Source organism: Terriglobales bacterium (assembly GCA_035561515.1).
GTDB lineage: Bacteria > Acidobacteriota > Terriglobia > Terriglobales > Acidobacteriaceae > DATMXP01.
Genome location: DATMXP010000019.1, coordinates 99,325 through 123,583, shown reverse-complemented (window position 1 = coordinate 123,583; position 24,259 = coordinate 99,325). Strand labels below are relative to the sequence as shown.

Sequence of the window (24,259 nt, the reverse complement as noted above, 5' to 3'; positions counted from 1 at the left end):
TTCAGTCAATCGCTGAAGTCGGCTGTTGGGGGCCAGGGGGTCAAAGCTCCCCCAAGTGAAAAAACAATCTAGTTCCTCAGTGCTCTCCCGTCGCAAACCGACGGATACGGTCCCGATCAAACTCAATCCTCTCCAAAACCCTCTGCAGATCCTGGCGGAGGCACGGTGGAAGCTTCGGGTCGTGAAGACGGGCGATCGCATCCGACGCTTGCAATGAGAGCACTTCTAGTAAAACGGCTAGCCGATCAGGGGTATTGGAAAACATAGAATGTTTTTGTTCAGGCATCACAGCCGGGTATATTTCGCCACGACTTACGGGTGTTGGATATGGTCCTCGGGGATTCGCAAAGCGGAGACACGTTCGGTCGCCTCCAGTAACTGCTTCTTGTTCAGCAAGCGAAGGAGCAGAGGCAGAAGAGTCCTGGCGGTCTGGTGCCCGCCTTTTGAGGCGACTGCCATCCAAACATACGCCGATACATAATCCCGGGGCACCCCTCGCCCTTCGATGTAAAGTCTCGCGAGTTGAAACTGGGCGGCAACAAGGCCCCGAAGTGCTGCTCGCATGTACCATTCAGACGCCCCAGTTTGGTCGGGTTCGTCAGCCAATCCCAACTCCAATATCAAGGCAAGCAGGCGCTGTGCTTCCGTATCTCCGCCCAAAGCACGCGACTTGATGGCTTCCAAGTGTCCGAAAGGTCTTGCCTCGGTCGGATGGCTCGTGCCTTCCTCTACTCCGTCAGCCCAGACGTGATCAGTCGAATGCAACTCTGCTGGCTCTGGCCGATATTTTTCCTGCTTAAGCAACGAGTTCTCCTTGCCACGCACACCTCAAATCACACATTTCGTCCGTCATCAGTTTGCCTCTTTTTCACCTATCCCCGCGACAGTCTCGTTGTGTGAAAGGAGGCAAATCGGTCCAACATCGGTAACCCGAAAGACGTGGTAACAAGTGAGTGCAATCGGAGTTCCACCCAGACTGCCTGGAGAGAAATGCCGGTTTGGTGCTTGCAGATCGCCACAGCCTCAGAAAGAAGTGGAGCTATCTAGACAGCGTGGCGCATATCGGGCAGGAGGATGCCGCAAATGGGGCACATTCGCGACCGTCGCCACTATCCGGCGGAGGTTAACGCCAGTGAAGGTGCGTCTCCGACAACGTGTGGTGCTTTGCCTAGGCGGAGTGGCAAGTGCTACAACCATTCGTGATTGAAATCACAGCAGCATGAAAATATCGGGCGCATACTGCGCCAATTTCGGTGCGGGATTATGAGTCGACTACCACTGCAAGCGTCTGTTGCATTGCAGCAAGCCCTTCGTAAGATCTCGGTCCCAATGCGCATTTCGAGATCATCCCTGCTCTTTGCTCAAGGAGATCGAGCAAAGGGCATTTACCTCATAGAGACAGGTTCGGTCGGCCTTTCATTGAAGATCCACCGTAGCGGGAGGACGGTATGCCAACGAACCCTGGGGAAACGATCAGTGCTGGGACTACCTGCTGCCATCAATGATGTGGGGTATAGTCTCACTGCCAAGGCAGTGGAAGATCTCGAAGTCGCGTTCATTTCGCGAGAGAAACTGATGGAAGAAATGAGCCAGAATATCTGGCTCGCGATGGAGATCCTGAGAATCCTGAGTTATGAGATACATGACATGCGCGAGATCGTGATAGGTCACGCTCGATTTGCCACTCGACGAACACCCGTCTGTCGCTGATAACCAGGTAAAAGAGATCGGGGGTCAACGGGGCATTCGACTTTATGAACCACGCAAGCAAACGCGTCAACTATCGTCACATACTGGAACATCGGCAAAGGTACTCGGCCGCATAGAGGCTTGTTTCGAAAACAAGCGAGCACCTCCACTCCTGCAAAATACTTTCCTCCAGATAAGCATTGGATACTTCCTCGGGCAATCCTCCCCTATGATCGGTGCCACCATAATGACTGTCGCATCAGCCCGTGCATTTCTGGCAGTAGCCACCAATCTCCAGGCGTGCCACGATGATCTGAAAGTTACCACGGCGACTGACCTCACGTTTCAGGCGCTCGAATAGCGGGCTTTCGAATTCGACGACCTTGCCGCAACGGATACAGGTCATGTGGAGGTGGTCGCGTCCGGTCCGGCGTTCGTAGAAGTGGCGCTCCCCTTCAACGTGCATCAAGTCGAGTTCATCCACTAGTCCCTGTTGCTTTAGCAAGGCAAGCGTGCGATAGACGGTGACGCGGTTCACGCCGGCATCCAGTTTCTGCGCCTTGCGGAGAATCTGGGCGGCGTCGAGGTGACGGTCGGCGGTCTCGATGATGCCGACGATGATGCGGCGCTGGTTAGTGAGGCGAATACCGCGAGAGGCGAGCAGGGTGAGCAGGCGTCCTGGCGATTCGGTCTGTGGTAGCGGCATCCAACGACCTCCAAAAAAAATGTTGCAAGTAGCTAGTTGCAGCTAGCCGGACGCCGAAAGCCCGATCTTCATCGGAATTCGCGCGAGGAACAGAGCCGACCTAAGGCGAGTTGCAAGTAAGTTGCAACTCGGTAGAGCACCCATCCTTGACAGCATTTACGGACCATCTCAATATAGCGCCTGTTGCAACTGAGTTGCAATTGAGAATAGGAAGAGACTTCTACATCTATTCTTCCTGAGGAATCCATGACTGTTCACCGGAGTACCCCATTCCCTGCCATCCTGATTGCACTGGTGACGTTCGTTCTCTCGACGTTAACTGGAACACAATTACTGTTCGGCCAAACAGAAAGCGAAGACAAAGCTCGCATCACTGGAAGGGTGCTCGATTCGTCGGGAGCTGCGATTGTGGACGCCCGAATCATTGCCGTGCCGCAGGACCCCGGCACCAACATTTCCACGCACTCGGATGAGAACGGTGAGTTTTCTCTGGCAGTTAGTCCAGGCAAATATACGATACGAGTCACCGCAAAGGGATTCCAAACAACGGATAAGACCTTGATGTTGCTTCCCAACGTTAGTGAAAGGCACGAATTCACCTTGCGTGTCGCCGGAAGCATCAACACCATCATCGTCACGGGAGACACTGGTTATCGTGTCGAGGTCGTCGGTAGTGCCACGAAGACTACACTGCCCATCCGTGATATTCCACAGTCGGTCTCGGTGGTAACGCGGGAACTGGTGCGCGACCAAATGATGATGAGCATGGCGGACGTGGTGCGCTACATGCCAGGAATAACGACGCAGCAAGGAGAAAATAACCGCGACCAGTTGGTCATCCGGGGGAACGCTTCATCTGCTGATTTCTTCCTGAATGGCATTCGCGACGATATGCAGTACTACCGTGATCTGTACAACCTGGAGCGGGTGGAAGCGCTGAAGGGTCCCAATGCCATGGTGTTCGGGCGCGGCGGTGGCGGCGGCGTAGTTAACCGGGTGACGAAGGAAGCGGGTTTCACGCCGCTACGGGAGATCGCAATTATGGGTGGCTCATACGGGTTCAAGCGGCTTGCCGGAGACGTGGATCAACCATTGGGAGAGAAGGTCGCTTTGAGATTTAACGGAGTCTATGAGAACTCCAACACGTTCAGGGATTTCGTTGGCCTGGAGCGGTACGGAGTGAATCCTACGCTCACCATTCTTCCCAGCAGCAACACCAGGTTGACCATCGGATATGAACATTTCCGCGACCATCGTGTTGCCGACCGTGGCATTCCCTCCTATCAGGGGCGGCCGGTGGATGTGGACATCTCGACGTACTTCGGCAATCCCTTCGACAGCAACGTACGCGCAAACGTAAACCTTGGTTCAGTCGGCTTCGAGTACCGCAAGGGACCGCTGGGGATCCGCAACAGCACACTGTTTGGCGCTTATGACCGCAGCTATCAGAACTACGTGCCCGGCGCGGTTACGGCCGATAAGCAAAGGGTAGCGATCTCCGCTTACAACAACACCAGCACGCGTCAGAATATCTTCAACCAGACGGACGTGACGTATGTTTGGTTCACTCGCCGCATCCGGCATACGCTATTGGCAGGAACTGAGTTCGGCGGCCAATCCACGGATAACTTCCGCAACACGGGCTACTTCAACAACACCATCACAACGTTTCTTGCGCCCTACGCGAATCCGGTCATAAGCGTTCCGGTAACATTCCGGCAGAGCGCAACCGACGCCGACAATCACGTTCAAGCGAATGTTCAGGCGGTATACATGCAGGACCAGGTCTCGTTGACCCGGCGTCTGCAATTGCTGGCGGGATTGAGGTTCGACCGCTTCAACCTGGACTTCCACAACAACCGCACTAGCAGCGACCTGGAGCGGGTAGACCATCTAGTGTCTCCTCGGCTGGGGATTGTTTTCCACCCGGCTCCAGTGGTTTCGATTTACGGAAGCTATAGCGTGTCGCATTTGCCGAGCGCGGGAGATCAGTTCTCGTCATTAACGAATGTGACACAGCAATTGAAGCCAGAGGAGTTCACCAATTACGAGATCGGCGCGAAGTGGGACATCAGCCGGTATTTGGAGCTGACCGTCGCCGGGTACCGGTTGGATCGCACGAACACGCGCTCCACCGATCCCAATGATCCCACTCGAATCGTACAGACCGGCAGCCAGCGAACGAATGGATTCGAAGTGGGCGTAAACGGGACTATGACTCGCAAGTGGAAGATAGTGGGCGGATACGCATGGCAGGATGCCTTCATCACCAGTGGAACGACCGTGGCGCGTACTGGAGCACAGGTGGCGCAGGTGCCGCACCACACCTTTTCGCTGTGGAACAACTACCAGGTGATCCGCAGGCTGGGAGTAGGACTTGGGCTGGTAGGTCGCACCAGAATGTTCGCAGCAGTGGATAACACGGTGACGCTGCCGGGTTATCTGCGGACGGATGCGGCGGTGTTCTTCTCGGTGACGGAGAAGATCCGGTTGCAAGCGAATGTCGAAAACCTGCTCGGCAAAACCTATTATGTCAATGCCGATAACAATAACAACATTTCACCGGGATATCCGGTGGCGGTTCGAGTTGGGCTCGTTTGGCGGTTCTGAGACGGCTCGTGTCTGGTCAGAACTGCGGGGCCGCAATCCAACTAAAACTGTCGCCCCTTCAAGATCGACCGATGGTGAACTGCGTCCGCAAATGTGCCGCATCAGGTTTGCAGCTAGTCGGCCGCGCATTCATCAATGTTCTCTGCGGCTGGCGTGACGGAAGGTGCTCCTGCCAAACGACGTAATCGATGCTCCAGACCGGCAATTCCAAGCAGGACCATGGCCGGATCGATGGCGTGCCGATACTCAATCGCCGGATGCGTCAGGTAATACACCGCTGGCTGGCAGACAACGAGCACCACAAAGGGAAAAAGTTCCGGTCGCCGCGCACGCCACGCCATGGCCATGCCCATTACAATAAGGATTGAAAAAGCAGTGTTGAAGAATATCAGCGGGATTTGTAGAGGCTCTGAAGCCAGATAACGTGGGTCCAAACTCCAAAATCCTGTCCATACAAACAGGAACCTTCGCGCAGTCAGCAGCAAAAAGGTCCCTGGGTGATTTCGAATGAAGCTCAACGACTGTTGCCGCTTGGCGGACATATAGGAGAGCTCGCCAAGGCGCCGATATTCTGACATTTCAATCGGGCTGGAGGCGGGGTGAGCATGCCAGTCCACGAGCATTACGGGAGTTCGCGAATTATTCGCAATATAAACCTCAAGCCAGAAATTACTTCGAAAAGGCAAAAATTGGCCAAAAACGGCATAGTTGCGCATGAACCATGGGGCGATGACTATAACGAGGCCCAGCGTTCCTATCGCAAGAGGGTTACGCCATGTTCTGCCGCGTCTTTTTAACCGCAGGCACGACCATCCCCACAGGCCGGGGATTACTGCCATCGTATTCGGGTTCGTGAGAGCGGCTAGGCCGACTAACATGCCGCCAGAGAACCAATACGAGGAACTACTCGTCCCTGCCATACGCAAGCTCATCAGTAGCACTACGGCCATAAGCAAGGCATCGAGCGGCTCTCCCCAAATTTTCGTTACGGGAATGAAGATCCCGAGCGGGAATAGTGACCATCCCCATGCGGCCCAGCGTGCGACCCGGCCATCGAATATCTCTTGTGCAATCACAACGAGAGGAATGATTGTGATGGTGGAGAATAGACTGTTGAGAGTAAGAATGGCGATCGCTGACTGGGCGCTATAGATTCCCAAGATTTTGAAGACTGCAGCCAGCAAGCTCGTGTACACAGGCGGCAGCCAAGCAGTAGGGCCAGTATCTCCCGTTAACGGTGAAGCGAAGCCGTTCCCCAAAACCATCGAACGAGCGACTCTCCCGACTTCCCAGCCAAATGCAAATCCCTCACGATCTGGGGAGAGCTGCTCGCCGTACAACAGAGCTACACAGACTAGCCGGATTCCTAGCCCGCCCAGCAGTACTGGCCAGTGCGCTCTCAGGATGTGAGACACGCCTGATGTTTTCGCGTGCACTGGAACCACGCTGCGATCGAAACTGGAGTCGGGGCTACTGAGGGTAATGTCTTTGTCCAGGGCGCTTTCGTTCGACATCGCAAACAGCCCTCCGTTGGCAAGCGCGAGCTTTGGCCGAAAGGCGCACTTGCGCATTTACAGAATTTCGCCGCATTGGCAGGTGCACCTGCGGGGCTGGAGGACTAGATTTTTAGGACTACCAAGGCGAGAAAGACTTCGGACGGCACGATGGGTGGGCCAGTACAGCTCTCACGTACACTCGAATGAGGAGGAATAGCAACTACGTTCGGTACGCCCAAACGCGGTGCTAGGGAGGGTTCCAACGTTTGCTGAACTGATGAGCGGGTGATGGGAACAAGAAACGGACCGCCACAGGAGTAGTCGCATGAGGAGTGCGGGGCGGGCGTGTGATCGCTCGCTTCGCCGTGGTTGGCGTTCGATCTTGGTTCTGATTGCGAAGGTTCAGGCACATGTTCCTGTCGCTGCGAGAGAAAATGCGAGAGCACTAGACAATCCTGCCAGCAGGCTATGTTCGTTGTCCCAGCGAGCACGACCAGCGCAAGCGCAGTTAACCCTCGTCCTCCCCCCAGGCGAAGCATGATGGTCAGAAGCCAGCAAGATTGATGCCACAATGCCGTTTATGCGAACCACGGCACCTCCGAGTAGAAAGTAAAGACGAAATCCGCATTATTAATTTTCGGAAAGCACTGCAGTCTGGCTGCGAATTTACGAGGGCTCAAGCCTCAGTCACCACAACGCTGCTTGCCAGATGTTAGGAATCCAACCGGAACACGTTCGAGTTTTCAATGCGGGGGCGAAAAACGTCTCCGAAACTGAGGCAAGATGCCGCATACAGGACAATCGCTGCCGCAAATAGGACATATTCGCAAGTACGCCCATAACTTGCCTCGCAAGATTCTAATTGTCTACGTTAAGTCTTTCCTGGTTCTTTACACGACAGCGAATATCATATAAGCAAGAACTAACACGCATATCTAGCCGCAGGACCAGCAATGCCAGACAGGGACTCAACCTCGCCACCGCGTCGCATTCTATTAGCCACCAAGGACGCGATTCTCAGAAGCACGCGTCAAGCGATCATCGCCGGGCTTGGTTATGATGTTGTCGCTCCCGCCACTGAAGACGAAGTGTGGAATCTGATCAAGACGCAACCTTTTGATCTCCTAATTCTTGGGAATACACTGGAACCGGACACATCCTTGCGTCTCGCAGCGGAGTGTCGGCGAAATCAGCCGCACGGCCGAATCCTAGAGATAGTGAAATTCGCTGGCGAATCAGCCTTCGGGAACCCTGACGGAACCGTTGGTAATTTGGATGGACCTCTAGCTTTACGCCGGGCGGTTGAAGATCAATTGGCGCGATGATATTCACGCGTTTAAGAAGTTCTGAATACCTCGTGAGGTCTGCTTCAGTTCTTGATGGGATCACGTGATTCCCGTCTGGTCCTACCGGAACAGAGCGAGAGAGCAAATCATCGCGGGTCCGCCAACAGCGATTGCCACTACGATCATCAAAACGGACATGACAGTGGCCCGCCCCTGAAATCAGCAGCGAAGATTACGAGCGTATGCTTAAACAGATTTGCCAGTGAAGCGGAAGTTTGGAGGAGAATGTGCAGGCTCACATAGTTACTCGCCAGGAGTACGGTTTCAGCAAAGTCATTCCTTTGCCGTTTGGAGCGGCGATTGAGAAAGTGAAGGAAAAACTGAAGCAGGAAGGATTTGGCGTACTCGCAGAGATTGACATAACAAAGTCCATGAAAGAGAAGCTGAATGCGGAGTACCCGAATTACATTATTCTGGGCGCGTGTAACCCGCCGCTCGCACACCGCGCGCTTCAAGCTGAACCACGCCTGGGTCTCCTTCTGCCCTGTAACGTCACCGTCCGTGAGGTTGGGGGAGGAACCGAGATTGCGGTAGTTGATGCCGACGCGATGCTTTCAGTAGTCGAAAACGAGCAGCTCAAACCCATTGCGCGAGAAGCCTCCGACAAACTCCTGCGCGTGCTCGAGTCTGTCTGATATGAACCAGCCGCACGAGCACCATTCTCACTCGCATCAGTCAAAGCCGGTTGAGCCGGGATACCCGGAACACCCCGAACAGCGAGTTCCGCACGACCTACACCTCCAAGGTACGGAGCACGCCGGCCATGACAAACACGCTGGCCACAGCCTGGCGATGTTCCGTAAGAAGCTCTGGTTATCTGTGGTTCTGACCATTCCCACCCTCGTGTGGGGACACATGCTCCAGAGTGCTCTCGGATATGCAGCGCCACATTTCCCTGGCTCCATGTGGATTCCCGCAATTTTCGGTACCGCGGTGTTCGTTTACGGAGGCTGGGTGTTCATCCTAGGAGCGGTTCGTGAACTTCACGACCACCTGCCTGGAATGATGACGCTTATCTCTTTGGCGATCTCGGTGGCATTTGCTTTTAGTGCGGCGGTAACTTTGGGCTATCCGGGTATGCCTCTTTGGGAGGAACTGGCGACGCTCGTCACGATTATGCTCCTCGGCCATTGGATCGAGATGCGCTCGATCCAGCAGGCTCAAGGCGCATTGAAGGAATTGGCAAAGCTTCTGCCCGACACCGCCGTTCGAATCGTCGATGATCGCACGGAAGAGGTGCCTGTCTCCACACTGCGCAACCGAGACATGGTCCTTGTTCGACCCGGCGCCGCCATTCCAGCCGATGGCATCGTCCGCCAAGGTGACGGCGAGGTTAACGAGTCCATGATCACCGGTGAATCTCGGCCAGTACACAAAATCGAGGGACAGAAGGTGATCGCCGGAACGGTCAATGGGTCCAGTTCACTTCGCGTGGAAGTCACCGGCACCGGCGAGCGTACCGCATTGGCGGGAATCATGCGTCTGGTCGCTCAAGCTCAGACATCGCGCTCGCGAGCCCAGGCGTTAGCCGACCGTGCGGCATTCGTTCTCACTCTCGTCGCACTTGGATCGGGAGCCGTAACGATCATTGTGTGGCTCTCGCTCAGAGCGGCCCCCGCTTTCGCAGTTGAACGTCTGGTCACGGTCCTTGTCATCGCTTGTCCACATGCACTCGGACTGGCAATACCGCTCGTAATTGCTATCTCCACAACGCTCGCAGCACACAATGGGCTGTTGGTCCGAGATCGACGGGGGCTGGAAGAGGCGCGCCTCATCAACTCCGTCGTGTTCGATAAGACTGGCACACTGACGCGCGGTGAATTCGGTGTGGTGGCCATCACAACAGCGGATGGTTTTGTCGCCGACGAGGCGTTGCGACTCGCCGCTGCTGTCGAACGGGACTCCGAACACACCATTGCACGAGGCATCGTACGGAGCGCCGAACAGCGACAACTGCTGATCCCAGCAGCGCAGCGCTTCGAGGCAATTCCCGGCAAGGGAGTCAAGGCCCAACTCGACGGACGAGAACTACTGATGGGCGGACCGGCCCTTCTCCAAGCTTTCGGCATCATCGTCTCGGAATCGCTGCGACGAGCAGCTCTGGAAGCGGGGATTCGAGGGCAGTCGGCTATCTACTTAATAGAGCGCGGTGACGCTATCGCCGTGTTCGCAGTAGCCGATGTTATCCGTCCTGAGTCGCATGCAGCAATTCGTGACTTGCATCAACGAGGTATCGAGGTCGTCATGATGACAGGAGATGCACGTGCCGTAGCTCAGTCCGTCGGAACGGAACTTGGCATCGACACAGTGCTCGCTGAGGTCCTCCCGGAGCAGAAGTCAGCCAAAATAGAACAGCTGAAACGCTCTGGCAAGCGGGTAGCGATGATCGGTGATGGCGTGAACGATGCCCCGGCGCTGGCTACCGCCGACGTTGGAATCGCAATTGGTGCTGGGACGGATGTCGCGGTTGAAGCCGGGGATATCGTGCTAGTGCGTAGCGACCCTCGTGACGTGTCACGCATTATCGACTTGTCGAAGGCCAGCTACCGAAAGATGGTCCAGAATCTCGCTTGGGCAGCGGGATACAACGTGATTGCAATTCCTCTCGCGGCGGGTGTTCTCTCGCGCTGGGGCATTATCCTTTCGCCAGCAGTCGGGGCAGTGCTCATGTCCGTGAGCACAGTCGCGGTCGCAATCAATGCCCAGCTCCTGCGGCGAACCCAAGTTGGGAGAGTCGTGTAACAGGCATTTGGCTGACGCCTTTAGCCCATCTGTTCTCAAGTTGTTCCTGGACGGACAGCCATAGGGTTCATGTCTGTTGCGATGCTTGGAGTTCTGAGCCTCCGTCACAACTACCGGAAAGGGCTTGTTGCGGCAGTGCGTGCACGAATTTGGACTGTTCGCCCGGACAGGTTTGTGTTGTTTCCAACTGAGGTGATGCGACAACATAAGCTGCCGAAAGCAGCTTTGTTTACGAACGACCAAAAGAAATTACGGGCTGCCCTCAAGCAGCCCGTTCGTGGTCAAAACACCCAATTAGGAGCCCACAATCCAAGTTGACACAAGCTTATAAGCGCCTGAGTCGTAGAACAGCAATCCTCTTACTTGGACCTGATTCCCGTTGGCGATTGCCGGCAGATTGTGCATTTGCGTTTCGTTCTGTTTGTAGACGGTGATACTCGACACTCCAGTGAGAGTTGTGAATGCCGAGTCCGCCGGAAGTGTCAGCGTGAATGAGGCCTGAGACCCATTGGCGGTATAGTTCGAGACGGTTCCGAACAATCCCTGCTGTTCCAGTTCGACTTGGCTTGCATTGATGGTCCCGAAGCTGCTGCCGCCACCCATCATGCCGCCACCGCTCATCATATTGCCGCCGCTCACCACGTCGATCTTCTGGCCTTTGGCAATGCTGGAACTATCGAAGGTCGGAGTGAAGGGCAGGTTTGCCAAGTCAACGTTGTCGGAGTCGGCCGAATAGGGAGTACTGCTCGAAACGTTGACGGTGATGTTGCCAGCTATCGCTGACATCATCATTCTGCCACCAATTCCGTTGTGCGCGACAATATTCAACTGAGTCGGCGGGTTTCCGGTAATGCCCGTAACAATTCCCCCGCCCATCATGCCACCGTTATTCCACTTGTATTCGACATGTTGCGCAAGCAACGATCCGTCAGCCTGGGTGATTCCATCCACACTGACGATGACTCCATTCGACATCATTCCCATGCCGCTCATGCCGGAGAACTGCGTATTGCTGTTTGTGTGGAACGTGGCCGATTGCATTCCCATCAACATGTTCATGGTGAATTGCGATCCGGACACGCTTGAGACTGAGCCAACCATGTGTTGCATGTAGCCCTGCCACGGATTTTGCCCAGTGCCCAGCGAGTTCATCATGCCGGTAAAAGTCGGCGTGATCGTAACGTTGCCGTTGCTGATGGAAACCGATGACCCCATGTTCATGTCAAAGTTGAGCGACATCGGAGTAGATCCGACCGACATGGCTGGATTGAAGTTCACTGTTCCAGTGAATGGCCCGGCCATCGTTTTCTGCACGTACTGATGTGTCGCAGGGTCCATGTAGCCCATCTGAATAGAAGAAATGCTGATGGTTGCGCCTGTATAGGTTCCTTGAGGAACCTGCATGATCGAAACCGGTTGCACAGTTCCCATCAGCCGTATCATCTCCATCTGCGTGGGAGCTGGAAGCATGCTGACCGTGCTGCCATTGCTATTCGTCAGCATGATGGAGTTGACGGTCATACCGAACGTCGTGAGCCAATCAGCTGGCGAATCTCCCAATCCCACCTGTACGGTGGTACTCAACGTCGGCGCTGAAGAGGATGAACTGGGGGTTGAGGAATTAGTGCCTCCGCCGCACGCCGCCAGGACGAGCGCCAGCGAGACCAGGGTAATGGAAAGAGTGATATTTCTTCGATGGCTGTTCATAAGTACCTCGTGGCACCGGTTGCTCCGGCGCAATCTAATCCACCCCGGCCTGCCAGGAATGGGTACCTGGTAGGCCGAGGTGGGAGTATTGGCTTATTGCTGCTGATTTCTGCCGAAGAAGCGGTGCTTCAAACTCGAGCCAAAGCCTTGAATGCGGTTCCTGTTCCGGGCACGCGTCGTCGTGGTCTGTCCCCCGTTGCCCGCACCGTTTGCTGAACCGGTTCCTTGTGCTCGGTTCATTCCGCGGGTATTGCTTCCAGAACCAACTGCTTGTCCTTGATTCATCGTTCCCCAACCACCGCCAGAACCCATTCTTGGCCCTTGGTTCATCGATCCCCATCCTCCAGATCCCATCCCACTTCCTGGACCCATGCTGCCTTGCCCCATCCCAACTCCCATTCCGTGTCCGGCGCCCATGTTTCCATGACCGAATCCACCGTGCATTCCACCGCGGCCCATCTGTGCCGCACCGAAGACTGGGAAAACCGCTAGTGCCAAGAAGAACACCGAGAACTTTGCGACTGCTTTCATAACTTCACCTCGAATGAAAATGCGAGGCTTGTGACTCAAACTCATTTAATGCTTTGGTCCCATGCCACCCATCGTGCTTCCTGACCGTGTGCCCATAGTCCCTGAATTGCCCGGCATGCCGATCCCTGGCATGCCCGACATTCCAGACCCCATCATCCCGGGATTCATCTGGTTCATCATCTGCGGTTGAGTGGGCCGCTGACCGCGCCGTACCCATACCATGTGTCCAGGCTTGACCATGACTTCATCCTCGGGATGAGCTAGATTAGCCACGCCGACGAGACCCTTCTCCACCCCCACTTGCGTATCACCATTTTGGTCAACGGCAACATGGAAGATAGTTCCCCTGACAGCGATGATCGCGGTTGGCGTGGTCATCGACTTAGGGTTTGGTCTGCCACTAAGCTTTTCGATCTGCACCCGCACGTTTCCGAGCAGCAAGTTCAGAAACTCTTTCAAAGTGCCACTGCCCGGGCGAAGAACAACGTGCGAGTTGGGATAGATACGAACCGTACTTCCGTCAGGAATCCGTAATGTTGCCGAGGACTTCTTATCCGTGAGGATTTCGTCCCCGGATTGGACGGCGTCGTTATCGTGCAGAAGGACAGGCGCTGCCTGACCTCGCACAAGGCTAACCTTCCCCTTCACCTTCTCCAATTGGCCTTGCGTCACTACCTGCGACCAAACGGGCAAGGCCGTGATCAGCAGGACCAAAAGAGCAGTGAGTTTGAAGTGAGTTCGAGTCACATTAGCCTCGCTTTCAATGGTTGCAATCCAGGAACCAACCTCGCGCGAACGGAAGTCGCTGATAATGCGTGACTAGTCTTTGTCATCAATGTCCGATCTCTGCGATTCGGGCACATCGGTGTGCCCTTCATGCACGAGACCCCAGCGTTCCAACTTCTTGTAAAGAGTTCTGCGCTGGATGCCGAGGCGCTCTGCGGCCCGCGTTCGATTTCCCCCGCTCAGACGCAAGGCCTCGAGAACGTGTTCCTTTTCAGCGTCTTCTAGCGTCTGCGGATTTGCTGTCTTTGCTGTCTCTGGCGATTTTGAAATCAACGCCCGGCGGACGTCCGCCTCTCCGAGCGGACCGGGGGAAGACATAGCGACCAGTCGTTCGATTGCATTCTTCAATTCACGGACATTGCCGGGCCATGCGTGAAGCTCAAGTGCTCCGATTGCTTCTGGCTCAAGCCACACATCCTTGCCTTGTTTTTGAGTGGCTTCAGCGAGGAAACGGGATGCTAGCAGCCGAATGTCCTGTACTCGATCCCGTAATGCAGGAACTGGAATGTTGAGAACACTAAGTCGGTGATACAAGTCAGAACGAAATTCGCCGTGCTCAACCATTTCTTCTAGTGGCCGATGGGTAGCAGCGAGGATTCGAACGGTCGTCTTCCTGGCTGTAGTCCCCCCAACCGGGCGATATTCCTTTGCTTCCAGGAAGCGAAGCAGTTTCGCCTGAAATGAAATCGGTATCTCGCCGACCTCATCCAGGAAAATGGTGCCTCCACGAGCTTGTTCAATGATTCCGGCCCGGTCTCGTTCCGCACTGGTGAATGCTCCCTTAGTTGAACCGAACAGTTCGCTTTCCCAGAGATTCTCGGGGATTGCTGCGCAGTCGACGGGCACGAATGGTTGCCGAGATCGACTACTAGCGGTGTGAATGGCCCGTGCAACAAGTTCCTTGCCGCTGCCGGTTTCGCCGCGGATCAATGCCGTGGCGTCGGAGCGAGCCGCGCGAGCAATGTTCTTGTAGAGTTCAACCATGACCGAAGACTCGCCGACCATTTCTCCTTCGGCGCTGGCCTCAGCAACAGGCCGTTCGCTTCGAAGTGACTTTTCTGCTCTTTCGAGCACCTTCAGGAGGTTAGAAAGGTCAATCGGTTTGGGTAGATAGTCGAACGCGCCACCAGATTCGGCCTCCACCGTAGTTCGAACAGAGCCCTTGGCCGTCATCAGGATGACGGCACAATCTGACCACGCTGCTTTCGCGGTCTTCAGAATGTCGAGTCCCGTTACACGGTCGATGTAGATGTCAGCCAGGACGAGAGGAAATTTCTCTTCGGAGGCGAGACGTAATCCTTCCTCTCCACTGTTGGTGACCGTGACTGGGTAGCCTTTCGCTTGCAGATATGTCGCAATTGAGAACGTAATCCCTTCGTCGTCATCGACTAGCAACACAGGCAGCCTTGGTGTCATCGCTCACACTCCCTCGGGAGGAAGAGAGAAAAGCGGGAACCTTTTCCCGGCTGGCTATCCACCTCAATTCTTCCTCCGTGTTGCGTCACGATTTCCTTAACGAGTGCCAATCCCACTCCGGTGCCAGACTCGCGCTCTTCGCGATGTTTATTGGCACGGTAAAACCGTTCGAAGATCCGGCTTTGCTCAGCGACTTCAATCCCACAGCCTTGATCAGCAACTGCGACAGATGCAAACCTCGGGTCGGATCGCACGCTGACAGTGATAGACGATCCGTTCGGACTGTACTTCACTGCGTTCGCTATCAGGTTATAGATCGCATATTCAAGTAACTCTGAATCACCCGGGACCGTTACAGTCTCCAGCACCTTTCTGATCGTTATTTCTTTCTTTAAGGCCAATAACTGAGCGCGTTCGCTTGCCTCAGAAACCACTGCAGCGAGTTCAACTTGCTGCCTTTGTAACTGCAAAGCCCCGGCCGAAATCCGTTCTACGTCTAAAAAGGTGGTAACGATTCCCGACAACCTTCCGGATTCTTTAAAGATTCGCTGAGCGATCTCTTCTTTCTTCCGTTCGGGAACATCGGAATCGGTTATCAGTTGACTGGAAGCGTGAATGGCCGTGAGCGGAGTTTTGATCTCGTGGGCTACGGCCTGGAGTCGGAACGCATATTCTTTCCGTCCCTGTACTGCCTCACCGAGTTGACGGCGAATAAAGCGGGTCTGTCCAAGGAAACAAACCAGCGAAGCAGAGACGTGAGTGACTAAGCACGATGCCACCGGAATGATGAGACCCGCCCGTAGCGCCCAATACGAAAAAACAGGGATGACGACAATCCCCACGATTGCTACCGCGGCCAGAGATCGCCCCTTGCGCCACCAGGCAGCGGCGGTAACTGCTGCAACTATGGCGAGCAGAAGGATGAGTTCCGAAACGGGCCCGAGCGGTGACAGGTAGGCGCCGTCCAGAAGCGTTGCGAAGATGTTGGCGTGAATTTCGATACCACTCATCCCAACGCCAGCAGAAAATGGCGTGAATATCCGGTCTCCAGCTCCCTGGGCAGTGACGCCGAGGATCACCACCTTCCCGGTAAAGGCAGATAAAGGCACACGACCTTCCAACACGCTTGCGACAGACACGCGCTGGAATGTTCCTTCTGGTCCGCCGTAGTTAATCCAAAGGAGGCGCCCACTTGATTGCGACGCTGGCACACTACGCTTAGCCACTACGACTCGATTGGAATATTCGATCGGCGATCCCTCAGCGCCAATTGCTGCCCGAAACGCTTCAAAACCCAGAGCCCAATAGCGACTTCTTTGATTTGCTTTCGTAAGCAACAACGAGCGCGCAACACCGTCCCGATCTGGCTCAATATGCACGTGCCCGATTGCGTACGCGCGAGATTGAAAGTCTGGAAGAGGTGTTATCCACCGAGATGCTGTGGCGTCACTTCCTGGCTCCAACGCTGACGCAAGGACGACTTTTGGGAAACGACCTAATGCATCGGCTAAGCTGGCATCCGCCTTCTCTTGCGTATGTTCTGAAATCAAAACATCTACAACAAGTACGCTCGGTTTCGCACTGGCTACCGAATCGAGGGCTGATGCCAGAACGGCACGATTGAGAGGAAGGGGACCGTATCGATTGACAGTGTTGTCATCGACTGCGAGTAATACAACCTGTTTTTGAGCTGCACCCTGTCGCCGGGGGCTCAGCCTCAGCAGCATATCGTAAGACGAAGCATCGGCCGCCTCCACGAGGCCATTCCAGGCCAGGAATGGCAGTGCCAGTAGAACAAGCAGACCAACCGCCACGATAACGAACTTGCGGCTCACAAAAGAACGTCCTTCGACTCAGTCTTCGCACGCCCAATCGATACGAAGCACCGTAAGAGAGATGGCCGGGAACAGCGCTATCGGATTAACTACTTCTACCAGCATTGTCACAAACTGGATGTGATAACCATCACATGCGCAGCGGGGGGCGGCGCGTTCCGAGCAAGGCTGACGATCATTGGGCAACGATGATTAATAACGGCATAGTGATTCATCGTCCTGACTCGAGTCTTAGTTTTGAGGGATACTGTTCGAAGAAGTACCCAGGGTCATGTTTGTAGATCTGGTCCAAGAGTGATTCGCTGGCGAGGTTCTTCTTTCACGGCGCCGCCCCGCGCCTGAAAGGCGCTGAACTAAGGCGAAATCCTTCCCCGTCAGCAACACAGTCCGATTACTTCAGTCCACCTACCTGTCACAATAAATTGTGACAGCAGCCGAACTCTGGTAATCATATACATGAGCATGAACGTCGGTTGGCGCAGGTTCGCGTCTCTCCTGATACTGCTTTGGGCAGTAGTGGATATGAGTGTGCCTTCCCTGTGTCAGGCCGATAGCGACTTCCTCCCGGTTCCTCAACAACAATCGGCTACTGTATCGATCGATCAGAACCGAGATTCGCAACCAGCATCTCCTTCAAACGAGGACGATTGCTTCTGTTGCTGCTCTCACGTTTCACTCACGCCGCATTTTGAGTTGTCAACGATTGCGAGCCGCCCCGAAGACGTTGCGCCGGATCCAATCCTTCATCTTTCGGAATACGCGGAACCTCATTATCACCCTCCTCGCGCTTAGTCTGCCCCCGTCCTGACCTCCTCGGGAACTCTCCGTTGAAGGTCGCACCAGGACTTTTTTCACCGCGGACTAAATCCTATGTTCTTCAAGAAGCGCGCCATCGCGGACGCGGAACAGTTCTCTTTGAACTCGGCTCCGACCGTACTGCGATTCTTCCAGATGTTTGTAGGCGATCAGGCAGCAGCGGAAGCTCTGACGATCGACACGTTAGCGGAACACATACATGGTTCCGGCACATCCTCGAACCCTGACGCTCGGATTCCGTTGTTGCGACGGGCCTTGCAGAAAGCCGTGGCAGCGCATGTCTTGCCGTCCCGAATCACCGATCCGGTAATAAGAGCCGTGACTCAGCTCGAGCCGCGCAGACGTGCCGTAATTGTGCTCTTCCGCGGTTTGTCTCTGGATATGGCAACGATCGGAGAGATAACCGGCCTTGATCAGGGCCAACTCCGACGTCTCTGCTTTGACGCTCTGGAAGAGCTGCGCACGCTACTAAACCCAGCAAGGCCCGCCGTGCCTCCCTCTCAATTTCGGGAGGCGAGATGATCCTGCGTCGTTTGGCAGACTCAACAGGGACAAGCGCCGGGGCTGGATCAGTCGAGCGTATACGTCACTGGGCCACAACAGTGCTTCGATTTTGCGAGCTATTCCTCGGCGATCGAAGCCTGGCAGAGGAAGTAACAATCGACACGTTCGGCCAATCACCGAGCGTAGCTACCAACATCCCTGAGGGAAAGCCAGTTCAGCTACTGCGTGATGCTTTTACGCGATGCAGAACGCGTCGAGCCCGCCTGACAACTCAAGATGCTCTGCACTCTTCCATCCTTCGTCTAGCAGAGGTTGATCGGGCTATCTTCATCCTCCATGCGGCCCTGTCCATTCCGACGCCGTGGGTGGCAGCCATTGTTGGTGCTTCACATGGTGAAACCAACAGGCGGTGGGCAGAGGCTCTGTTCCAACTTCGCGATTTTCTACTACCAACAGGTTTTTTTGAGGAGCGGTCGAAATGACCCTGAAAGTCCTGCCCTGTATAGGGAGATGTCTGACCATTATATTCCTGCTGCTGATCGTGCCCGCTGGAGCCTTCGCTCAGGATCAAGTTGCAGTTCCCCAACAGCTCACGCTTGAGGAGGCCCTGCAACTTGCAATGAAGAACAACCCAATCATGCTGCGCGACCGCCAGAATGTGCCGATCGCAAATGCAAACTTGCGCCAGGCCAAGCAACTTCCGAATCCGGAATTTGATATCAATTCGGAAAGCTATCCTCTGTTCGAGTCCAATCCGGGATCCTTTTGGAACAACCAGGAGCTTACGTTTCGCGCCGGGCAAACAATTGAAACGGCCGGGAAAAGATCAAAGCGCACACGCGTTGCGCAACAAGATCTCACCGCGACAGGATCAGATGTTCAGAACACTGAGCGAGAGGTAAGGCTCGAAACCAAGCGGCGATACTTTGCAGTTGTTCTTGCAAAAGCGCAGCTCTCACTCGCGCAGGAAATTCTGAAACAGTTCGACGATGTTATCCGGCTTAACGAGGCCCGTTTTAAGGAAGGGGAATTGTCCGGATTGGAGATGAACCGTATCAGGGCGGAGAGGCTTCGCTTTTATACGGACGTCCTTGATTCCAATCTCCAGCTCAGAAACGCGAAGACTGCTCTGCTCGAAGTTGTGGGCGCATCCGACCTCACTTCGGCATTCGACGTCACCGAGCCATTAGGAACGACGATCCAACCAGTTCAACTCAGCGAGCTACTGCAGCAGGCACTTCAAAGCCGCCCCGATTTGCTGGCCGCACAGCAACGACTCGAACGCAATCGCCGAGAAGTCGAACTGCAACGGGCGGAAGCTGTACCCAACATTACACCTTCCTTCGGATATAAACGCGACTTCGGCTTGAACACTGCTGTATTTGGAATCGCTGTACCGCTGCCATTCTTCAATCGCAATCAAGGCGGAATCGGTAGAGCCACAGCCCAAGTAGAGCAGCAACGCTATGAAGTGACCCGAACGCTGCTGGCCGTCCGCCGCGAGGTCCAACAGGGATACCAAGCGCTGCAAACACAAGCGGAGCGTCTCGGTGCATTGGAAAAGGAATACGTCCCGGTTGCGAGGAAGACGCACGAGATCGCGCAGGAGTCGTATCGGCTAGGTGCGTTGGATCTGATTGGTTTGCTTGATTCGGAGCGCGTTTATCGCGAAACCCTTCGTTCCTATAACCAGGCGCAGTTCGATTACAGAATCGCTGCCTTCCAGTTGGAAGCTTCCGTAGGAAAGGAATTTTAGCGTGAATAAGAGGGCGTTCATTGCCGGTATTGTCGTCATTGCAATCATCGTCGCCGTCGTTATGTTTGTGCGTTCGCGAAAGCCAGCAGCCGAAGTTGCTGAAGCAAAGACGGATCCCAACATTGTGGAGATCCCAGCGGATGCACAGAACGCGGGAGGCATCGAGTTTTCGCAAGCCGCCGAACGAAAAGTTCAACAGGTCGTAACCACAACCGGAGTCATCTCGCCCGATGAGTCGCGCGTATCGCATATCGTTCCGCTCTCGCAGGGCGTGATCGAGGATGTTTTCGTCCAGCTAGGGGACCGGGTAAAGAAAGGTCAGCCGCTGCTGATCTACGACAGCATTGAGCTTGGGGAATCGGTCGGGGAATACAAGAACCTGGCAGGGGGCGTGGACAAGGCTCTTGCCCAACAGGACGTCGCGCGGAAGTCCCTTGACCGAGCGCATTCCCTGATCGCAGTGGAAGCGATTTCTCCTCGAGAGTTGGAGCTTCGGCGAGCCGAGTACCAGCAAGCGACGGCCGAAGTGGACAGCCGACGCGCGGAACTGTCGAGGTCGGAAGAAAGGCTGCACCGTTTTGGTCTTACCGATGCCGACATTAAGCAACTGAACAGCCCCGGGCACGCAATCCATCGGACGGCTTCTCACAATACGGTTCGTACGCCACTTTCGGGAGTTGTAACCAAGTACGATGTCTCCAGAGGCGAAGTAGTCGGACGCGATAAAGAACTCTTCACCGTGGTGGATACCAGCACGGTATGGGCGCTTGCCGATGTTTACGAAAAAGACATCCAATACGTCGCTCGGGGCGGCGAATGCGACGTAAAGCTCGCCTCCTATCCCGACGAAGTCTTCCGCGGCAAGATAGCTTACCTGAGCGATGCCTTGGATCCTTCCTCTCGCACTGCCAAGCTCCGCTGTGTTCTCCCCAATTCAGACGGCCGTCTGAAACTGGAGATGTTTGCCACGGTCACGGTACCAACGAAGGAATCCAAAACGGGTATCACTGTTCCAGCTACGGCTCTGCAGGACATCAATGGCCAGACCGTAGTCTTCGTCCGAACTGAACCAACTAAGTTTGAGAAAAGAGTCGTTGAGGTAGGCGAGCGAACACCCGACCTGGTTGAGGTCAGGTCCGGTTTAAAGGGTGGAGAACAGGTGGTCACAAAAGGCAGCTTCTACGTCAAGAGCGCCCTCATGCGTGAACTCATCGGCGGGGAGGAATAAACCTCCATGAACAGGGTCGTTGAGTTCGCACTTCGAAATCGTTTTTTAGTGATTGTCTTTGCCGTTCTAGTTATCGCAGTTGGCATTTGGGCAATGCAGGCACTGCCGATTGATGCCGTACCGGACATTACTCCAAACCAAGTCGTGGTCCTCACCAACTCCCCTGGACTAGGTCCACTTGAGATCGAGCGTCTCGTAACGTTCCCAGTCGAAACGGCAATGAGCGGACTTCCCGGCGTTACCGAAATCCGCTCTGTTTCGCGATTCGGTCTCTCTTCAGTGACGATCTTCTTCAAAGAAGGCATGGACGTGTACTTCTGTCGACGTTTAGTCATGGAACGGCTGCCGCAGGCGAAGGAAGCTATCCCAGCAGGCTTTGGCACGCCGGAGATGGGCCCGATCAGCACGGGACTTGGCGAGATCTACCAGTTCGAGGTTCGCGGTGATGGCAAATCTTTGATGGAACTTCGCAGCATCTTGGAATGGGACATTGCACCGATCCTGCGATCTGTTCCTGGCGTTGTCGAAGTCAACAGCTACGGAGGCGAGCTAAAAACTTACGAGGTTCAGCTGGATGCAAACCGCCTTGTTAGCTACAACATCCCGCTTTCGAAGGTGTTCGAAGCCCTGGAAAAGAACAACTTCAACTCCGGCGGTGGGTACATCGAGCACAATCAGGAGCAATATGTAGTACGGGGTGAGGGGCTGGTTGGATCATTGGAGGACATTGGCAACATAGTTGTCGGAGCTACAAAGAACGGCACGCCCGTTTACATCAAGAATTTGGGAAATGTGCAGTTCGCTCCAATGCTGCGGCAGGGCGCTGCGACGCGGGACGGTCGCGGTGAGGTCGTGACGGGCGTGGTGATGATGTTGATTGGAGAAAACTCACGCGTCGTTGCTAACCAGGTCGACAAGAAACTACTAGAAATTCAGAAGACCCTGCCACAGGGTGTGACGGTTGATACCTATTACGACCGCACACATCTCGTCCAGCAAACCATTAAGACTGTAGAGAAAAACCTCGTAGAAGGTGCTCTGCTCGTCATTGTCATCCTATTGCTGCTCCTCGGCAATATCAGAGGAGCATTGATCGTTGCCGCCGCTATTCCACTCTCCATGCTTGCGGCATTTGCCGGCATGGTGTGGTTCGGCATCAGCGGAAATCTGATGAGTCTCGGCGCCATCGATTTCGGTCTCATCGTAGATGGTTCGGTGGTGATGGTCGAAAACATCATTCGTCACCTGGCCGAGGCAAAATCGCGTGGAGAGAAAAACAACTTCACCGTCGTACTCGACTCGGCACGCGAGGTAGCGCGCCCCGTATTTTTCGCAGTTCTGATCATCATTGTCGTCTACGTCCCCATCCTCACACTCGAAGGAGTGGAGGGAAAGATGTTTCGGCCGATGGCCTTGACGGTCATCTTTGCCTTGATCGCCTCGTTGGTGTTTGCACTCACTCTCATGCCCGTGCTCAGTTCCTTTTTCCTGGCGAAGAACGTAAAGGAAGAAGAATCGAAGCTAATCCACAAGGTAAAGGAACACTACATACCTTGGCTGAAGAGAGTCATGATCCGTCCGGGACTCACGGCGGCAGTAGCGACCGTTGTTTTGGTCGTTGGAGTCGTTGCTGCGATATTCATGGGAGCAGAGTTTATCCCCCGGCTAGACGAAGGCACGATTGCCCTTCAGACGTGGCGACTGCCCAGCGTTGCTTTGTCTGAATCCGTTCACAGTACAACGATGGTGGAGAAGGTTCTCAAGCAATTTCCCGAAGTCGAAACGGTGGTGTCGCGTACGGGGCGGGCAGAGATTGCCACCGACCCCATGGGTGTCGAAGTCAGCGACGTATACGTGATCCTGAAGCCGCATGACGAATGGAAGACAGCATCGAACCGTGAGGGCCTTATCGAAGCCTTCGACAAAGCGCTCAAGGATAAGGTTCCGGGCAACATCTTTAGCTATTCGCAACCAATCGAGCTGCGAATGCAAGAGCTGATCGCCGGCGTTCGCTCCGATGTCGCAATTACGCTGTACGGTAGCGATCTCGACATGCTTCGGCAGAAAGCAGACGAGATTGTCCGAGTGGTGTCGCAGATTCCTGGCGCAGCGGACGTGAAGGCCGAGCAGACTGGCGGATTGCCATATCTTCGCGTGAACGTCAAACGCGACCAAATTGCGCGCTACGGGATAAACACTCGTGACGTGCTTGATGCGGTTGAGGCCATCGGAGGGAAGGAGGTGGGGCAAGTTCTCGAGGGACAAAAGCGTTTTGCGTTACAAGTGCGCTTTGAGAAATCGGATCGGGACGCCGTTGAAAAGATCGGCAACATCAAGGTCGCAGATCCACAAGGTCGCCTGATACCGATCAGTCAATTAGCTGAGCTCAAGGTGGAGGAGGGGCCGGCACAGATTAGCCGCTCTGACATTCATCGCCGTATCAGCGTTGAGGCGAATGTTCGCGGTCGTGATTTGTCCAGCTTTATCAAGGATGCGCAGGCAGCCGTCGGCAGCAAGGTCTCTTTGCCGACCGGCTACTGGATTACGTGGGGAGGCCAGTTTGAGAATCTCGAACGGGCGACGCAGCGTTTGATGATTGTTGTTCCCTTATCTATGTTCTTGATTTTCATTTTGCTCTACACAACGTTCAATACGATGCGACCGGCACTTCTAATTTTCTTGAACGTGCCGATTGCTGCCAGCGGAGGGATTCTGGCGCTTGCCCTGCGTGGATTGCCGCTCAGTATCTCTGCAGGCGTTGGCTTCATCGCCGTGTCAGGTATTGCTGTGCTGAACGGCGTCGTGCTGATCTCGTATATCCTCCAACGACGCAGAGAGGGGGCACCCCTCGAAGATGCAGTCACCGAGGGGGCGATCACGCGACTTCGTCCTGTGTTGATGACCGCTTTGGTGGCGAGCCTAGGATTCGTTCCGATGGCGCTGGCGACGAGCGCGGGAGCGGAAGTGCAGCGCCCCTTGGCGACCGTTGTTATTGGCGGATTGGTGACTTCCACACTTCTGACGCTGTTCGTTCTTCCGACACTATATCGCTGGTTCGAAGCACGGCGCGAGGAAGTGGAGATATAGGTGG

16 protein-coding genes are annotated in these 24,259 nt (G+C 54.9%); 8 read left to right on the top strand and 8 right to left on the bottom strand.

Translation table 11 applies throughout. From position 1 onward, the window contains the following. Positions 1-312: 312 nt before the first annotated feature. Positions 313-804, bottom strand: coding sequence for a tetratricopeptide repeat protein (locus tag VN577_08390; GenBank protein HWR14832.1), 492 nt, complete (start codon positions 802-804; stop codon positions 313-315). Between the two features lie 459 nt (positions 805-1,263). On the opposite strand from VN577_08390, the gene VN577_08385 reads away from it, so the two are divergent. After that, positions 1,264-1,710 (top strand): cyclic nucleotide-binding domain-containing protein, encoded by a 447-nt coding sequence (locus VN577_08385; GenBank protein ID HWR14831.1) that lies wholly within the window; start codon positions 1,264-1,266, stop codon positions 1,708-1,710. Between the two features lie 238 nt (positions 1,711-1,948). Here VN577_08385 and VN577_08380 read toward each other — a convergent pair whose 3' ends face one another. Beyond that, positions 1,949-2,395, bottom strand: coding sequence for a Fur family transcriptional regulator (locus VN577_08380; GenBank protein HWR14830.1), 447 nt, complete (start codon positions 2,393-2,395; stop codon positions 1,949-1,951). Between the two features lie 246 nt (positions 2,396-2,641). Between VN577_08380 and VN577_08375 the strand changes: the two genes are divergently transcribed. Further along, complete coding sequence (locus VN577_08375; protein HWR14829.1) at positions 2,642-5,005, top strand: TonB-dependent siderophore receptor; 2,364 nt, start codon at positions 2,642-2,644, stop codon at positions 5,003-5,005. Positions 5,006-5,118: 113 nt separating this feature from the next. On the opposite strand, the gene VN577_08370 is transcribed toward VN577_08375, so the two are convergent. Then, entirely contained in the window at positions 5,119-6,270 is a 1,152-nt protein-coding gene (locus tag VN577_08370) for a glycosyltransferase family 39 protein (GenBank protein HWR14828.1), read from the bottom strand. A 1,804-nt stretch (positions 6,271-8,074) separates the two neighbouring features. On the opposite strand from VN577_08370, the gene VN577_08365 reads away from it, so the two are divergent. Further along, positions 8,075-8,482, top strand: coding sequence for a DUF302 domain-containing protein (locus tag VN577_08365; GenBank protein ID HWR14827.1), 408 nt, complete (start codon positions 8,075-8,077; stop codon positions 8,480-8,482). 1 nt (position 8,483) lies between these two features. Beyond that, positions 8,484-10,589, top strand: a complete 2,106-nt coding sequence (locus VN577_08360; protein ID HWR14826.1) for a heavy metal translocating P-type ATPase — start codon at positions 8,484-8,486, stop codon at positions 10,587-10,589. Between the two features lie 294 nt (positions 10,590-10,883). On the opposite strand, the gene VN577_08355 is transcribed toward VN577_08360, so the two are convergent. The 5 genes from VN577_08355 to VN577_08335 form a co-directional block, all read right to left on the bottom strand. Then, on the bottom strand, positions 10,884-12,296 hold the full coding sequence (locus VN577_08355; GenBank protein HWR14825.1) for a DUF5666 domain-containing protein: 1,413 nt from the start codon (positions 12,294-12,296) through the stop codon (positions 10,884-10,886). Between the two features lie 93 nt (positions 12,297-12,389). After that, complete coding sequence (locus tag VN577_08350) at positions 12,390-12,827, bottom strand: hypothetical protein (GenBank protein HWR14824.1); 438 nt, start codon at positions 12,825-12,827, stop codon at positions 12,390-12,392. Positions 12,828-12,872: 45 nt separating this feature from the next. After that, on the bottom strand, positions 12,873-13,574 hold the full coding sequence (locus tag VN577_08345; GenBank protein HWR14823.1) for a FecR domain-containing protein: 702 nt from the start codon (positions 13,572-13,574) through the stop codon (positions 12,873-12,875). A 72-nt stretch (positions 13,575-13,646) separates the two neighbouring features. Beyond that, positions 13,647-15,029 (bottom strand): sigma-54 dependent transcriptional regulator, encoded by a 1,383-nt coding sequence (locus tag VN577_08340; protein ID HWR14822.1) that lies wholly within the window; start codon positions 15,027-15,029, stop codon positions 13,647-13,649. Further along, positions 15,026-16,843, bottom strand: a complete 1,818-nt coding sequence (locus VN577_08335; GenBank protein ID HWR14821.1) for a CHASE2 domain-containing protein — start codon at positions 16,841-16,843, stop codon at positions 15,026-15,028. The genes VN577_08340 and VN577_08335 overlap by 4 nt, the downstream gene beginning before the upstream one ends. 891 nt (positions 16,844-17,734) lie before the next feature. Between VN577_08335 and VN577_08330 the strand changes: the two genes are divergently transcribed. From VN577_08330 to VN577_08315, 4 genes are all read left to right on the top strand, one after another. Then, complete coding sequence (locus VN577_08330) at positions 17,735-18,202, top strand: hypothetical protein (GenBank protein ID HWR14820.1); 468 nt, start codon at positions 17,735-17,737, stop codon at positions 18,200-18,202. Between the two features lie 460 nt (positions 18,203-18,662). Continuing rightward, a complete protein-coding gene (locus VN577_08325) occupies positions 18,663-19,940 on the top strand; it encodes a TolC family protein (GenBank protein ID HWR14819.1) in 1,278 nt (425 codons plus the stop codon). A 1-nt stretch (position 19,941) separates the two neighbouring features. Beyond that, positions 19,942-21,168: an efflux RND transporter periplasmic adaptor subunit gene (locus tag VN577_08320; GenBank protein ID HWR14818.1), complete on the top strand. Its 1,227-nt coding sequence runs from the start codon at positions 19,942-19,944 to the stop codon at positions 21,166-21,168. A gap of 6 nt (positions 21,169-21,174) precedes the next feature. Further along, positions 21,175-24,255: a CusA/CzcA family heavy metal efflux RND transporter gene (locus tag VN577_08315; protein ID HWR14817.1), complete on the top strand. Its 3,081-nt coding sequence runs from the start codon at positions 21,175-21,177 to the stop codon at positions 24,253-24,255. Positions 24,256-24,259 lie beyond the last annotated feature (4 nt).